At 31.6% G+C, this 14787-nt stretch carries 19 protein-coding genes; all 19 read right to left on the reverse strand.

Annotation, left to right across the window (positions count from 1 at the left end; all coding sequences use genetic code 11):
- Genes BBIDN127_RS01360 through flgB form a run of 19 tightly spaced genes read right to left on the reverse strand, consistent with a single transcriptional unit; the run spans position 1 to position 14767 of the window.
- Complete coding sequence (locus BBIDN127_RS01360) at positions 1-627, reverse strand: flagella biosynthesis regulatory protein FliZ (protein ID WP_014023522.1); 627 nt, start codon at positions 625-627, stop codon at positions 1-3.
- Positions 620-961: a flagellar motor switch protein FliN gene (gene fliN / locus BBIDN127_RS01365; protein ID WP_014023523.1), complete on the reverse strand. Its 342-nt coding sequence runs from the start codon at positions 959-961 to the stop codon at positions 620-622. Before fliN ends, BBIDN127_RS01360 begins: the two co-directional genes overlap by 8 nt.
- A gap of 46 nt (positions 962-1007) precedes the next feature.
- Positions 1008-2066: a flagellar motor switch protein FliM gene (gene fliM / locus BBIDN127_RS01370; RefSeq protein ID WP_004791557.1), complete on the reverse strand. Its 1059-nt coding sequence runs from the start codon at positions 2064-2066 to the stop codon at positions 1008-1010.
- 20 nt (positions 2067-2086) lie between these two features.
- The gene (gene fliL, locus BBIDN127_RS01375; protein ID WP_014023524.1) at positions 2087-2623 is read right to left on the reverse strand and encodes a flagellar basal body-associated protein FliL; all 537 of its coding nucleotides are present in this window, start codon (positions 2621-2623) and stop codon (positions 2087-2089) included.
- A 48-nt stretch (positions 2624-2671) separates the two neighbouring features.
- Positions 2672-3454 (reverse strand): flagellar motor protein MotB, encoded by a 783-nt coding sequence (motB, locus tag BBIDN127_RS01380; protein WP_044054945.1) that lies wholly within the window; start codon positions 3452-3454, stop codon positions 2672-2674.
- Positions 3454-4236: a motility protein A gene (locus tag BBIDN127_RS01385; protein WP_014023526.1), complete on the reverse strand. Its 783-nt coding sequence runs from the start codon at positions 4234-4236 to the stop codon at positions 3454-3456. The genes motB and BBIDN127_RS01385 overlap by 1 nt, the downstream gene beginning before the upstream one ends.
- Entirely contained in the window at positions 4233-4457 is a 225-nt protein-coding gene (locus tag BBIDN127_RS01390; RefSeq protein WP_014023527.1) for a flagellar FlbD family protein, read from the reverse strand. Before BBIDN127_RS01390 ends, BBIDN127_RS01385 begins: the two co-directional genes overlap by 4 nt.
- Positions 4458-4478: 21 nt before the next feature.
- Positions 4479-5807 (reverse strand): flagellar hook protein FlgE, encoded by a 1329-nt coding sequence (gene flgE, locus BBIDN127_RS01395; protein ID WP_044054946.1) that lies wholly within the window; start codon positions 5805-5807, stop codon positions 4479-4481.
- Between the two features lie 4 nt (positions 5808-5811).
- Positions 5812-6255, reverse strand: a complete 444-nt coding sequence (gene flgD / locus BBIDN127_RS01400; protein WP_014023529.1) for a flagellar hook assembly protein FlgD — start codon at positions 6253-6255, stop codon at positions 5812-5814.
- 13 nt (positions 6256-6268) lie between these two features.
- On the reverse strand, positions 6269-7447 hold the full coding sequence (locus tag BBIDN127_RS01405; protein WP_014023530.1) for a flagellar hook-length control protein FliK: 1179 nt from the start codon (positions 7445-7447) through the stop codon (positions 6269-6271).
- Between the two features lie 7 nt (positions 7448-7454).
- The gene (locus tag BBIDN127_RS01410; RefSeq protein WP_014023531.1) at positions 7455-8072 is read right to left on the reverse strand and encodes a periplasmic-type flagellar collar protein FlbB; all 618 of its coding nucleotides are present in this window, start codon (positions 8070-8072) and stop codon (positions 7455-7457) included.
- Entirely contained in the window at positions 8065-8496 is a 432-nt protein-coding gene (locus BBIDN127_RS01415) for a hypothetical protein (protein WP_014023532.1), read from the reverse strand. Before BBIDN127_RS01415 ends, BBIDN127_RS01410 begins: the two co-directional genes overlap by 8 nt.
- On the reverse strand, positions 8493-9803 hold the full coding sequence (fliI, locus tag BBIDN127_RS01420) for a flagellar protein export ATPase FliI (RefSeq protein ID WP_014023533.1): 1311 nt from the start codon (positions 9801-9803) through the stop codon (positions 8493-8495). The genes BBIDN127_RS01415 and fliI overlap by 4 nt, the downstream gene beginning before the upstream one ends.
- 18 nt (positions 9804-9821) lie before the next feature.
- A complete protein-coding gene (fliH, locus tag BBIDN127_RS01425; protein ID WP_014023534.1) occupies positions 9822-10742 on the reverse strand; it encodes a flagellar assembly protein FliH in 921 nt (306 codons plus the stop codon).
- A gap of 14 nt (positions 10743-10756) precedes the next feature.
- Positions 10757-11791, reverse strand: a complete 1035-nt coding sequence (gene fliG / locus BBIDN127_RS01430) for a flagellar motor switch protein FliG (RefSeq protein ID WP_002556889.1) — start codon at positions 11789-11791, stop codon at positions 10757-10759.
- A 15-nt stretch (positions 11792-11806) separates the two neighbouring features.
- Positions 11807-13516 (reverse strand): flagellar basal-body MS-ring/collar protein FliF, encoded by a 1710-nt coding sequence (fliF, locus tag BBIDN127_RS01435; RefSeq protein WP_014023535.1) that lies wholly within the window; start codon positions 13514-13516, stop codon positions 11807-11809.
- A 14-nt stretch (positions 13517-13530) separates the two neighbouring features.
- Positions 13531-13866 (reverse strand): flagellar hook-basal body complex protein FliE, encoded by a 336-nt coding sequence (gene fliE / locus BBIDN127_RS01440; protein WP_094248961.1) that lies wholly within the window; start codon positions 13864-13866, stop codon positions 13531-13533.
- 11 nt (positions 13867-13877) lie between these two features.
- Positions 13878-14336 (reverse strand): flagellar basal body rod protein FlgC, encoded by a 459-nt coding sequence (flgC, locus tag BBIDN127_RS01445; protein ID WP_014023537.1) that lies wholly within the window; start codon positions 14334-14336, stop codon positions 13878-13880.
- Between the two features lie 23 nt (positions 14337-14359).
- Positions 14360-14767 carry a flagellar basal body rod protein FlgB gene (gene flgB / locus BBIDN127_RS01450; protein WP_014023538.1) on the reverse strand — a complete coding sequence of 136 codons (408 nt, stop codon included), beginning with the start codon at positions 14765-14767 and terminating at the stop codon, positions 14360-14362.
- Positions 14768-14787: the final 20 nt, after the last annotated feature.

The raw sequence follows: 14787 nt of genomic DNA on the forward strand, positions 1-14787 counted from the left end.
CTAAAATTTTTTTAATCTATCTTGTTTATCCTTAAGTGAAGTCTCAATTTTCTTCTCAAGCTTAACATAATCATTCCCAGAAAAAGGAATCTCTTCTTTTTTGAGTAACATTTTCTTAAAGATTGATTGAAAAGAATCTTTCTTAGCAGAATTATTAATTTTGCTAAGCCTAAGTTTCAAATCCTCAAGCTCTTCTTCAGATTTAATCTCTTTAAGCAAAGTAGAAGAATTGCTAGAAACTAACAATATGTAAACATTGTCTAATATGTTTATAATTCTTATTGAGTTTTTAACATCTATCTCGTAAAAAACAAGCTCCTTAATTAAATTAGAATTTTGTTCATATTTGCTTTTTTTTGAATAAAAAATCAACTTCTTTAATAAAAAAAAGATAAAAAAAGCAATAAGTAAAAATAAAACTATTTTAACCAAATCCGAAATATTAAAAAGAGAAACTGCCTGAGCGCTACCATTGTTAGCAAAATTTGCCTTATCATCTTCAAAGATTGGCAAACCAGATTCATTTTCTAAGCCATCAGATACTGAATTTAGCTGCTCTTGTGAATTAGCATATGTAAAAAAATTAAAAAACGCTAAAAAAACTAAAAATAAAAATTTATTATTCATTTTTAGTTTTAATTATCTCAGTAATTCTAACTCCAAAATTCTCATCAATTACAACTACTTCGCCCCTGGCAACTATTTTACCGTTTACTAAAATATCCACAGGCTCACCGGCAAGTTTATCAAGAGTAATAATCGTGCCCTCAGACATACCAAGTATGTCTTTTATTTTGCGCTCTGTTCTTCCAAGCTCTACAGTAAGCTGCATAGAAACATCCATTAAAAGCCCAAAATTACTAGGATCAACTCCTTCTGGCAAAGTATCAATTAAATCAGGAAGCTTAACCCCTTTTATTTCTGGTTTTTCTCCATTATCGCTTTTTTCATCTACGCTCATAATTTTAACCTCTTAATAATTTAAGTTTAAATAAATAAAATAACTATCACTCAACCTCTTCTGTAAGCTCTTTCAATAAATCAAAACCCTTTATATCTCCAATTTTTTCTGTAATTTGCACTGAAACTTTATTCCCCATTAACCCCATTCTACATTTAAACTTTTCTTTAGTACCAACTTTTAAAGTTAAATCTTTATTTATTAGAGAAGACTCAAGATTTAAAACATCGCCTTTGTCAAGCGATAAAATTTCTCTTACTTTAAGCTTAACTTCTCCTATTTCTGCTATCAAAGGCATTGCTGTATTTTCCAACTTCTCACGCAAAGCATCAAGATTCTCACTGGTAGTTCCAACCCCAATCAAAGAATGCCAATATCTTGTTGATAATTTTGAAACAATAGGTTCTATAGTAATATAAGGTAAGCAAAAATTCATAAGCCCTTCTACTTTTCCTATTTTAACCTCAAGAGTTACTAAAATAATCATTTCTGTAGGAGGAACTATTTGAGCAAACTGTGGATTGACCTCAATATGCCCAAATCTTGGTCTTAAATCAACCACCTGAGACCAAGCCTCCCTCATATTGGCAAGTATACGAATAATAACGCTTTCCATGACAGACTGCTCAATTTCTGTTAAATCTCTACTTTTATCTTTAATCGTGTCTCCATCTCCCCCAAAAAGCCTATCTACTATAGCAAATGCTATGGTTGGATCAACTTCAAAAATAGCAGATCCTTTAAGAGGGTCCATATTTATTATTGCTAAAGTTGTAGGATTGGGTATTGACCTAATAAACTCTTCATAGGTTAATTGGTCAACTGAAGCTACATGAACATGAACCATTTTTCTTAAAAGAGCAGAAAGTGAGGTTGTAGTATATCTGGCAAATGCCTCATGAAAACTTGAAACTGTTCTAACCTGCTCTTTTGAAAATTTATCTGGCCTTTTAAAGTCATAAACCTTAACTTTTTGCTTTTTGCCTGTAGGACTAGATATGACATTAGAAAGGGATTCGTCTAAGGATAAACTTTCAGACGAGTTAATAGACTCTAAAAGACTATCTATATCATCTTGAGACAAAGCTCCTGGATTGTTTGCCATTTAAAATTCCTTTAAATTTATTACATATCAAAAATATCAATTTGAGTTAATGCTATTTCTTTAATTTCTCCATTTCTAAGAATACTATTAATTCTTGCCTTAATTTCTGCTTTTATTTGACTTTCATTCTTTATTTCTTGACCAGTTCTTTGGCTAAAATATTCTCTAATAATATCTTTTAAGCGCACTTTTTGCCTTCCAAGCTCATTGAGAATATTAACATTATTCTCTGCATACCCTAAAGCAAGCTTTACAACAAAAGTTTTTGGAGGAACATCTAAAGTATTGCCTCTAATCTCATCTATACTTTCATACCATATAAGCATAGGTGGCTTTCCTAAGTATTCATTAGAAAAAACTGGAAAATCGCTAGGAGCTCCACTTTGGCTTACCACCATTTTAGAAACAAAATAAGAAACAATTATCATTATTGCAACAGTAAATATTCCTATTGCAAGTATTTGCAAGATTTTTATTATAATATCGGGCAATAAACCGCCTTTTCTACCAATATTGGAATCTCCCATATCTAAATTTTCATCGTCTTTATTAGGCATAATAAAATTCCTCCTATTAATTTCTTATTCACAGTTAAAAAGAATTACTTACTGCTTAATTTCCTTAGGGAAACTTAAAGATGCATCCGTAGTAATTAATATATCAATTCTTCTATTATAAGCTCTGCCCTCAGGAGTATCGTCTGTTGCAATAGGCCTGCTTCCGCCAAAACCAGATACTTCAAACTTATTTTCAATGCTTTTAACATCAGATTGATCTAAATAGTTTAAAATATGTTCTAGCATATTAACAGATCTAGCAGCCGAAAGCTCCCAATTGCTTTTCCAAGGTCCATTTACATCAGTATCAATATTATCTGTATGCCCTTCTATTTTAAAATTATAGCCTCTAGAACTTAAAACGCCAATAAAAGATGCTATTTTTTGAATAGAATCTCTATTCTCTTCAAGCTTAACATCTGCACTAGCAGAATCAAAAAATGCATCTGCTGCCAGAGATATCACAATACCTCTTTCTTCTTGTCTAACCACAATATTTTTAGACTGAATCTTCTCAATAAATTCAATCATAGATTTATTTTTAGCAGTCTGAGATGCTTGTTTATTGCGCACAGTAGAAGGTAAAGACATAAAACTATTGCTCAAATAAGATAATTTACTAAAATCTAAAGTTTTACCACCCTTGAAAAATCCCGCACCCGTGAAAGAAGCAGACATTATCCTTATTACATTTTCTTGAAAAATAATATCATTTAATGAAAACATTGTAACAAAAAACACAAGCAGTAAAGTAACCATGTCTCCATAAGTCAACATATAATCTGGGGCACCATCATCACATTTTGAAGGTTTTTTAATTCGCAAAGCCATTATTCACCCCCAATGCTACTACTAAGCTGGCTTCGATCTTTGGGAGTCAAAAACGTCATTAATTTTTGCTCTAAAATTCTAGGATTATCTCCAGACTGAATCGATAAAACACCCTCAATTATCATTGTCTTTACTGCAGCTTCCTCAGAATCGATTTTCTCCAACTTAAGTTGAACAGGAATAAACATTAAATTTGCCATTATAGTTCCATAAAGAGTTGTAATAAGAGCAACAGCCATAGAAGAACCAAGCGCGGACTTATCTTCTAGATTGCCAAGAAGAGCTACAAGCCCAATAAGAGTACCCGTCATACCAAAAGCTGGAGCAAGCTTTGCCCAAGTTTTAAAAAGATCTGAGCCAACCTTATGCCTTTCTTGCATTTGATCAAGCTCTAAATAGAGCATAGTTCTAATTACCTCAGGATCTGCACCATCAACAACAAGCCTCATTCCTGACTTAAAAAATGGGTCATTTATTTGTTCAAGCTCATCATCAAGAGATAAAAGACCTTCTTTTCTGGCCTTTTCTGAAAGCTCTACTAATATTTTTATAATGGAAATCTTAGCATATGAATTTCTTCTAAAGAAAAATCCCAAATACGTTGGAATTTTTTTTACAGCAATAACTTCTGAAGAAGCCATAAGAGCAGAAAAAGATCCAACAACAGTAATAAAAACAGAGCTTAAATCCCAAAAAACACCAAGTCCTGTGGGGGTAAATGCCATAGAAATTAAAATAGCTCCAAATCCAACTCCCCACCCAATTATACTAGCTAAATTCATAATTCAACGCCCCCATTTCCTTCTCCTAAAATTTTTTCAAAAGAAGCAACTTCTTTCCTATACAACTTAATCCTATTGACCACCTCTTCAACTTTTTCTTTCACAATTAACTTCTTACCGTTCATAAGAAGAATTGTAGTATCAGGATTAGCTTCAATACTTTCAATATGATAAGGATTTAAATAATATCCATCACCATTAAGCTTAGTTACAAAAATCATATGCTAAAAAACAATCTTAGATTAATTTTTCAATCTTACAAGTTCTTGCAACAATTGATCAGAAGTAGTAATGGTTTTAGCGTTTGCTTGAAATCCTCTTTGGGTCACTATCATATCTGTAAACTGCTCTGCAAGATCAACATTGGCCATTTCTAAAACACCAGATCTAATATCGCCAAGTCCAGCAAGTCCAGTTTCGCCTATTCTAACTTGACCTGAATTGCTTGTTTCTACAAAATTAGTATCACCTGATTTCGCAAGTCCTCCGGGATTCATAAAAGAAGCAAGAGCAATTTTACCAAGATCTCGCCTTATACCATTTGAATAAATGCCAACTATAACACCATTTTGATCAATTTCATAATTTTCCATATATCCCATGCCATATCCATCTTGAATAATAGCCTTTGTGCTACTAGAATCAGCAAACTGAGTGATTGAATCGGTATAACTTCCAACTGTTCCTAATTTCAAATTTACAGTTTGCTGCTCACCAACTTCACCTACATTTGCGCCTAAAACATTAAATGTTATAGGAATTTGAAGAATATCTCCTTTTTGGCCTGGTTGGCCATTTAAAGACGCCAATGCTCCTTCATTGTCAAACCCAAGTGTAAAATTTGAATTTTGCTCGCCATTTATGAACACCGTTGCATTCCATAAATTAGGCGTATTTAAATCTTTTACAACCCTAAGTTCAAGCGTGCTAACATTTCCAAAACTATCATACAATGACTTATTGACAACCCAAGTTCCACGTGCAATATCTGCAGGACTTGCACCTTCTTGAATTAAAGGCAATCTCTTATCAAGATTGCAAGCAAAAGTAACGTTTTTAGTAGACTTTGCTCCCTCTTTATCTCCAATCGGAATAATCAGATCCTCAATATCAGCCGCTGTATTGATAACTTTTTCACCTTCTAAATCTCTTGCCATCCAGCCTTGAATTCGCATTCCATTTGCAGGATTTACAAGATGTCGATCAGAGTCCACATCAAAGGCGCCGGCTCTTGTATAAAATAAATTTTTACCTTCTTTTAAAATAAAAAATCCATTACCACTAACCCCAAGATCAGATGCTTTTTGAGTACTTTGAAAAGCTCCTTGAGTGTGAATAGTATCAATTGAGGCAACATTCATACCTAATCCAACTTGCTTGGGATTAGTCCCACCACGAGAATCAGTAGGACGAGAAGCCCCAGAAATAGCCTGCGATATCATATCTTGAAAATTCACTCTTCCCTTTTTAAAGCCAATTGTATTTACATTAGCAATATTGTTACCAACAACATCCATTCTTGTTTGATGGTTCTGAAGCCCAGAAACACCAGAATATAAAGACCTCATCATATAATTACTCCTCCAAACCTACCGATAATATGTTTTTATATACATAATAATTACCATTAACCATAACTTGAGGTATTGCGCCTGTCTTAATGTTTGTAACACGACCTTCAACAATCTCCCCATCACCATGCTGAAATTTAATTACTTTACCTAATAAATCCAAATCTTTTCTTATTCCTAAAGAAGATGAAAGTTTTTCAAATGACTTGCTCATATTAGTCATTTGCTCAAGAGACGAAAATTGCGCCATTTGAGCAATAAATTCTTTATCCTTCATTGGATTTGTAGGGTCTTGATACCTAAGTTGAGTAATGAGCAACTTCAAAAAATCATCCTTACCAAGATTAACCTTATTAGATATATTCTCAACATTAAAATCTGTTTTTTTTTTAATTTTACTGCTAATATCTAAATTAAAAATACTTTCAACACCGTTCATTTTATTCATTTAACTCCACCCTCTAAACAATTAAATTAACATTTTTATCTACATCGTAAGAAAATTCAACTTCTTCTTCAATTTGAAAAAATTTATTATAACCAAAATGAAAATTTTGATCCTTAGGGCCATCTTTAAAATCTTTAGAAAAAGAATTTAAATTTTCACCCGCAAGAAAAAGATTTAAGCTGGCATTAAAACCACTCTCACCAAGCATTTTATTTAATGAATGCATATTTTGGTCAAAAAGCATTTTAACATTTTGATTATCCACTACAATCTTTCCCAATAAATTATTATTCGAATCAAGATTTAAACTAATTCGTATACTACCAAGCTCTTTGGGCTTTAAAACCAACTTAATCTCTCCTGTATTATTCGATTTTAACACAACTTTAGCTTTATCCACAATATTTTTATTAATCTTAAGATTCCATTCAGGCTTTAAGCTACTGACAAAATCAAAACCTTCAAACTCTTTGGCGTTTTTTATATTATAATTAGCAAATTCTTCAACAAAGCCATTTAAAAAATCGTTTGATATTTCTTTAACTTTATATCTATCAACAAAATTTTGACCATCAATTGCATTCAAGCCAAACTTTGAAAAAACAAAATCATTATGATCACCATTATTCTTTTTGAAATTTTTCACATCAATGTTAATAACATTTTTTTCTTCCTTTTTATCATTTAAGCTTATCTGATTATAATAATCATCAATCAAAGCAGTTAAAAAATCAAACCCCAAAAAAGAACTCAAATCATTAAAAGATACACAAAGTTTTTCGATTTTTTCAAAAAATTTTTCTTTGCCGAGAAAATCAAAATTAGATGATAAGCTTTCTTTAATGCTATTTAAACCTTCAAAATCTACAAAAACACTCATTCTGGCAATCAAAGATTTCAAATCGGAAACAAAAGCCTCATTTTCAAGTTTTTTTAAAAAAAGGGATTTATCTAAAGGTGATTTTTTTAAATTTTTAGCAATAAGTCCATTGTCTTTAAAAAAATTTAAAAAATCAAATATCATAAATTTTGCTTTAGCTAATTTTTTAGATTCAAAAGACAAGACATTTAAAAAAGAACTCGAATTTTCTCTAGATTCCATTTTAGAAACATTTAAATTTAACCCTTTAATTGTATTCAATAAATTCAATTTGTTACCATAAGCTTTACTTAAATTTAATAAATTACTCATATAAACACTACTCCAATGAACTAACAGACATTTTTCTAATCAATATAGCAGCTTTTTTAGAATCCATAAGAGACAACCAATAAGGAACAATTGATAAACGGCCCTCTTTTTTGGAAAGCTCTTCAATTTTTCGCATATAAGATATTGCAAGCTCAGGATTTAAATCCTCAAGCCGCTTAACAGCATCTTCTGGTGGCATATTCATTAAATATACAGCTGTTTGCAAAATATTTGCTTCCTCATCATTATATTTATTTATAATGTCATCTATTACCTTTTGTTTTAAATCTAAATCTTTCTGCTTTTGTTTAAGCTCAAATTCAAGCTTATTTAAGCTGTCTTCTTTTAACTTTAAGTCTTCTTTAAGCTTTTCAATCTGCTGATTCTTAATATCAATAGCTTCTCTTTCCTTCACAAGTCTAGCTTCATCAAGAATTATATTAGAATTATGATCAAAGACTAAAGAAGCTTCTCCTAAAAATTTAGTTCTTACGAATTCGGGGAAATATCTCTTAGTATTATACATTCCAAGAAAATCAATAAAGAATAACACAAAGCAAAATAACACAACAATTATAAATAACAAAAAAAATACCCTAAAAAAGAACGATAAAAAATTATTCACTTTCATTCCTTAGATTTTGACAAACTTTATAATTTACATGCTCATCTAGCAATAAACTTTCCTTTTTTTCTCTATTTTTAATTATAGAATTATTTAAAATTTTTATTAATATCTTAATCTTTTTTTCTTGCCTATATTTATTCACGTAAATATCATAACACTCGTTATAATGCTTTCTCAGCTCTTCAAGAATTTTAAAATTTTGGGTTTTTTTATAATTTAAACAGTCTACATACCCTCTTATGTAAAGATCATTAAAGTTATTCAGATTTTTTAAAAGATTAGGAATTCCATCTGAAAACTGATTTATTTTTGAAATTTTCTTATTTATATTCATTAAGTCTCTCTCGCTTAGTTTTCGAAAGTAAGATCTAATTGTCAATATTTTATTAAGCTTTTGTCTTCTAAAGTTTAAATCATTCAAGATAATATTTCCTTTATTTCATCTTCTAAATTTTCAAAATCAAATGTTTCATTTATTCCTTGAGAAATAAAATCAATAATCTTAGGATACTTTGAAATTGCAAAATCAACATCCTTATTAGATCCTTTAAGATAAATTCCTGTTCTAATAAGATCTTCATAATCTTTATAAATAGACAATAAATTTCTAGCTTTCAAAATTAATTTTTGTTTTTCTGAACTCATTATTCTATGAATAGATCTTGAAGTTGAACTTAAAACATTTATTGAAGGATAAATTCCTCTGTCAAACAAATCTCTGTCTAAAATAATGTGACCATCCAAAACAGCCTTAATATTATCAGCTACAGGTTCTGTAAAGTCATCTCCCTCAACAAGAACAGTATAAAACCCAGTAACACTTCCTCCATTACCATTAAAACCCGATCTCTCAAGCAAAATTGGAATTTCAACAAAAACAGAAGGTGGATAACCTTTAGCTACTGGAGGCTCTCCTAAAGAAAGAGACATCTCTCTTTTAGCATTTGCAAACCTAGTAATAGAATCAAAAAGCAAAACCACATCTTTGCCTTGCTCCCTAAAGTATTCTGCTATCATAGTAGCAACATAAGCTCCCTTATACCTTGATATGGGCGATTCATCAGAAGTTGAAACAACTAAAACGCTTTTTTTTAAACGCTCTTCACCAAGTTCATATTCAATAAATTCATTAAGCTCTCGACCCCTTTCCCCAATAAAAGCAATAACGTTTACATCTGCATTTGAATTTTTTGCAATCATGCCAAGCAAAGTAGATTTACCAACTCCAGAACCAGAGAAAATACCAACTCTTTGCCCTTTTGCGACTGGCAAAAACCCGTCAAGAACTTTAACCCCTGTTAATATTTGCTCTTCAAAAATACTTCTATTAATTGGATTAATTTTTTCAAAAATTAACTCTTTATAGCTATTGTTCAAAAATGACCCTTTATTATCAATGGGTCTGCCAAGAGAATCAATAACTCTTCCTAAAAGCTCATCACTAAGATTTATTTCTAACCCTTTGTTTAAAGAATAGACTTTATTTCCAACCTCAATCCCGCTAAATCCTTCATAAGCCATAAGGCTAACATAAGGACCATTAAATCCTAAAACCTCAGCACATACCTTTTTATCATTTCTTTGATCAATTAAACACAAATCTCCAATAGCACACTGAGGTCCCAAACTTTCAACTAAAAGACCTTTTATTTTTTGTACCCTGCCAACAAAAGAAACAGTTTCAATGTCATCTACTTGTCTTAAATAATTTTCAAAAAAATTGCTCACTAAAATTCCTTTAGATACTTAACTTAATAACGAAAAATTTTTAAACTTTTCCTCTATTTTATCAAGTTGAGAAGAAATGCGCGCATCAATCTCTCCAAAATTAGTTTCAATTATACAACCACCTTTACCTATGTTGGGATCTTCTATAATCTCTAAATTTTCTATAACATCAAATCTAGAAATAAAATCATTCTTTTTATGTCTAACAATATCTAAATCATCAAGATTTACGCGGATGGTAATCTGTGTTTTATCTTTTACCCTTTTTAAAACTTCATTAACATTTTCCAAAACAATATCTTTTTGAGAATCTGTAATCCTCTTAATAACCTTAATTGCAATTTGCATAACAAGACTTACTATCTGAGCACTCGAAGATTCAAGAATACCTTTCCTTTCAGCGATCAAAGATGCCATTATAGAATGCAATTTTCTCATAACCTTGTCAAAATCTTCAAAACCACTTTCATAACCTTTTCTGTATCCTTCTTCCCTTCCTTTAGCTGTTGTCATCTCAAGATCTGTTTTTAATTTTTCCTCATACTCTCTTGCTAATCTTTCAATCTCAGCATTAGATTCAGCATCAATAGATTCTTTCTTATAAATAGCTTCTCTTTGCAAAAGATCTGCCTCTTGCTTGGCGGCCTCTAATACTTCATTGGCCTTTGCCTTAGCCTCTTCAATGAGCCGCTTAGATTCAATTTGAACTTCCTCTTTAGCAAGCTCTTGCCTTTTAGTAAGCTCTTCCTCAAGTCGTAATTTTTCATCTCTTAAAAGTTGTAACTCTTCTTTAAGATTTGTGATTTGACTGTCTATGTCATAAACCTTGCCTTCCTTCTCTTTGATTTCCAAAGATTCAAAAACAGGCTTTGCTATCTCAACAAACTCAAACTTTACTAAATTATCAACTTCTGATGATTTATATAAAACCTTAGGCAAACAAAACTCCTTTATTAGACAAGCACATCTTCTTCACCACCCCTTGAAATAACTATTTCTCCCTGTTCTTCTAATTTTCTAATAAGAGAAACAATTTTTTGCTGCGATTCCTCAACATCTTTTCGCCTAGTAGGTCCCAAAAATTCCATGTCCTCCTTAAGCATTGAAGCTGCTCTTTTTGACATGTTTTTGAAAATTTTTTCTTGGACAGGAATATCTACAGATTTTAATGCTTTTGCTAACTCTTGACCATCTATTTCTCTTAAAACCCTTTGTATAGATCTGTCATCAAGCAAAACTATGTCCTCAAATACAAACATCTTCTTCTTAATCTCTTCTGCAAGCTCTGGATCTTCTTCTTCAAGAGATTCAATAATAAACTTTTCCGTCTTTCTATCAGCCATATTAATTATCTCAACAACATTGTCAACTCCTCCTGCTGATGTATAATCTTCTGAAGAAAGAGAAGCTAGTTTTTTTTCAAGAACTCTCTCAACCTCCCTTACAACCTCAGGAGAAGTTCTATCCATCAATGCAATTCTTCTTGCAACATTGGTCTGTACCTCTGTGGGCAAACTAGAGAGAATAAAAGAAGCCTTTTGAGGATCAAGATATGAAAGGATTAAAGCAATTGTTTGGGGATGTTCTTGTTGAATAAAGTTTAAAATATTTGCAGGATCTGCTCTTCTTACAAATTCAAAAGGTCTAGACTGTAAAGCAGAACCCAAATTATTAATAATATCAACTGCTTTTTGAGTTCCAAGAGATTTTTCAAGAAGTTCTCTTGCGTAATCAATTCCGCCCTTTTGAATAAATTCTTGAGCCATCATTAATTCTTTAAACTCTAAAAGAACATTATCTTTAAGCTCAGAAGTAATTGTCTCAAGCTTTGCTATCTCAAATGTCAAAGACTCTATCTCTTCTTGAGAAAGATACTTAAACACTTTAGAAGAGATTTCAGAACCTATTGAAACCAACAAAATAGCGGCCTTTTGCTTACCTGTTAAAGCAGAAACATCCAGAATCTCCTTTTCTTTCTTTTCTTCCATATCAATTACTACCTTTTACGCGTTTTTCAAAAGCCATGTTCTTATAAGCTTAGCAACATCTTCTGGCTTTTCTCTGGCCAAAAGCTCAGCATTGCTTTGAAGCTCATCGCCTTCTCTAATCCCACCAACAACATCGTCAACGCCAATATCGTCACCACCATCCATTAAGGCTTGTTGACGTCTTAAATGTGCTTGCTTTGCCAATTCTTCTTCTCTAAGACGTCTTCGTCTTTCAAGCTCTCTAGAAATAGCAAAAAATATCGTAAATACTAAAATTAATAATGAAAATACTATGCTTGCAATAAATAAAAAATATTTAAACCTTTCACTTGCAAAATAATTTTCATCTATTTTCCTAAATTCATTCATACGATCAAAAGATATATTTCTAACCGTTATTGAATCGCCTCTTTCTGGCTTATATTCAAAAGAGCTTTGCAAAACATCTTCAATATTTTTTATTTCTTCCAATGCCATAGGCTTATATTCTCTTTTTCTCATTCCATTTTCTATTACGAAATCTCCCTTCTCGTCATACACAAAATTCCAAATACCATCCACGAAAATACCAAGAGAAACGCCCACAATCCTAGCGGGCTCTTTTTCACTTGTAGATTTTTTTTCATTCAAAGCAACATTTTTGATCTCTTGAGACTCATTATATTTACCAGTAATATCACTTAAATCTTGATATTCAGGAGGAGTATTGCCTTCCTGCCCAGGAGGTCCCCAAGGACTATATCCTTGACCCTGATACTCTTTTTTTTGAGTCTGAGAAGAAATAATAGTTGAATCGCTTACTTTTCTGGTATTATAAGAAGCTTTTGGATCTTGAGATTGAAGCTCAATAGGAGCATACTCTTTAGACTCTGTGGTTTCTTTTGAGGTATCAAGCTTTACATTTACTCTTGCTATCATAAATCTATCAACTGACAAAACTTTGCTTAATGCGGAGTCGATTTCACCCCTAAGCATGGCCTCATACTTAAGCTTTAACTTACGTTCTTTTTCTGCTAAGTCTATTCTATCTATTCCATCTAAATTAGAAAAATCATTCAAAATTGTTCCGCTATTATCAACAATAGCAATATTATCAGATTCAAGACCCTCAATGGCATACTGAATAAGCTTAACAAGTCCTTCAACTTTTTTTCTATTGGTAATAATATCCGAACCAGGTCTTGGAGTAATTCTAACAGATGCCTTAACAGGCTCTTGAGACTCTTTGAAAAGAGCTTTTTCGGGCATAACAAGATTCACACTAACAGCATCAACGTCATCTAAAGCTACAATATGCTGTTCAACCGCTCTTGTAATAGATCTTCTAAGATTAATGCTTCTTTCAAAATCAGTAATAGTCCACCTATCAATATCAAATAAAGCCCATGGATCCATATGAACAGGTACAAGCTCTTCTCTGACAAGAATTGCTCTCATTTTTTTTGCAAGCTTTTCATCATCTAAATAAATTCTTCCATCGGAACTCAAAAAATACTTAACATTTTCTCTGTCAAGTCTTTGCGATATTCTGTCTAAAAGATATTGATCTTTAATTTCAACTCCAAAAAGAGCAATGCTTTGTCTTTTAGTAGAAAACCCTATTAAAAAAACAAACGCAAGAATCACAAAAAAAATAATCAATCCTAAGGCTATTTTCTGAACTGTACTAGCTTTTTTGAAGATTCCTTTTGCTGAAACAAAAAATTTAGTAAAAAAATTGCTCAAAATCTTATGGCTCCTTAACGAATATTGATTATATCTTGATAAGCCTTCACACCTCTCTCAACAACGGCCTTTAAAAGGCTTAAATTCATATTCGCTCTAGACATTGCTATTACAACGTCATGAACATCAATGCTACTAGGCCTAAGAATAGCTTGTTCTGTAACTTTAGAAACATTTAATTGGCTTTTGTTGACATCTGTAATCGAATTTATTAAAACATCCTTAAAGGTTTCAATATCATTGTCTTTGGCATTACTTTTAGAACTAAAAAGATTCGCATCAAAATGCAAAGGATTTTTTTTAACCAAATTGACATTATTATCTTTAAAAAAAGCATCTGTTCTCACCAATAATCTCTCCTTTAGCCTTGAAGTATAGCTAATGCACTTCTAAACATAGATTTACTACTATTGATGACAGTAGAATTTGCCTCATAAGCACGAGAAGCTGAAATCATATCTACCATTTCTTCAACTAAATTAACATTGGGAAGCTCCACATAACCTTTTCTATCCCCAGAACCTATTGAATCGGGATGAGTGGGATCATATTTTAACTTTAATGGAGATTTGTCTTTTTCAATGCTAGCAACCCTAACTCCTTGACCAATGCCATTATCAAGATAATCCGGAATAAAAGGCCCTTTCCAATAAGGATTATTAACCCTTGGTGCAAAAATAATCCTTTGCCTTCTATAAGGTCCACCATCAGGAGTTCTAGAAGTAGAAACATTTGCAATGTTATTAGAAATAACATCAATCCTCAACCTTTGTGCAGTTAATCCCGTTGAAGCTACATTAATGCTTGAAAATAATCCCATTTTACATTCCTTAAAATATTAATTTATTTTAATACAATATTTATACTTTTAAAATAATGCGCCTGAACATTAGTCATAAGATGATACATCATTTGATTTTGTACAAGTGCCTTAATTTCAGAATCGATATCAACATTATTGCCATTATTATTCATAGTTGAAAAATGGTCAAGAACTCTGTGCGGCTTGACATCTGAATATTTTAGATTTTTAAACCCAGACAAGTGCTTGTCACTAGATTTAATTAAGCTTAGATCATTTTTATCTTTATTTAAAAAAGCCTTTTCAAACTCTGACTCAAAAGAAATTTTGCTTCTTTTAAAATTTGGAGTATCTACATTTGCTATATTATCAGAAATAACGCTTTGTCTTAAACTTAGAACATCTAAATACCTATGTGAGAAATCTAAAGACCTTTCAAAATCATTCAAATTAAAACCCTCCTCTGTTT

Origin of the sequence: Borreliella bissettiae DN127, assembly GCF_000222305.1 — a bacterium.
GTDB classification, from domain to species: Bacteria; Spirochaetota; Spirochaetia; order Borreliales; family Borreliaceae; genus Borreliella; species Borreliella carolinensis.

Coding starts and splice junctions, on each gene's coding strand:
- motB (WP_044054945.1), bottom strand. CDS start 3,454: ATGGCTTTGCGAATTAAAAAACCTTCAAAATGTGATGATGGTGCCCCA.
- flgD (WP_014023529.1), bottom strand. CDS start 6,255: ATGAATAAAATGAACGGTGTTGAAAGTATTTTTAATTTAGATATTAGC.
- fliN (WP_014023523.1), bottom strand. CDS start 961: ATGAGCGTAGATGAAAAAAGCGATAATGGAGAAAAACCAGAAATAAAA.
- BBIDN127_RS01390 (WP_014023527.1), bottom strand. CDS start 4,457: ATGATTTTTGTAACTAAGCTTAATGGTGATGGATATTATTTAAATCCT.
- fliM (WP_004791557.1), bottom strand. CDS start 2,066: ATGGCAAACAATCCAGGAGCTTTGTCTCAAGATGATATAGATAGTCTT.
- BBIDN127_RS01405 (WP_014023530.1), bottom strand. CDS start 7,447: ATGAGTAATTTATTAAATTTAAGTAAAGCTTATGGTAACAAATTGAAT.
- fliG (WP_002556889.1), bottom strand. CDS start 11,791: ATGGAAGAAAAGAAAGAAAAGGAGATTCTGGATGTTTCTGCTTTAACA.
- fliL (WP_014023524.1), bottom strand. CDS start 2,623: ATGCCTAATAAAGACGATGAAAATTTAGATATGGGAGATTCCAATATT.
- BBIDN127_RS01385 (WP_014023526.1), bottom strand. CDS start 4,236: ATGAATTTAGCTAGTATAATTGGGTGGGGAGTTGGATTTGGAGCTATT.
- BBIDN127_RS01360 (WP_014023522.1), bottom strand. CDS start 627: ATGAATAATAAATTTTTATTTTTAGTTTTTTTAGCGTTTTTTAATTTT.
- flgC (WP_014023537.1), bottom strand. CDS start 14,336: ATGGGATTATTTTCAAGCATTAATGTAGCTTCAACGGGATTAACTGCA.
- flgE (WP_044054946.1), bottom strand. CDS start 5,807: ATGATGAGGTCTTTATATTCTGGTGTTTCTGGGCTTCAGAACCATCAA.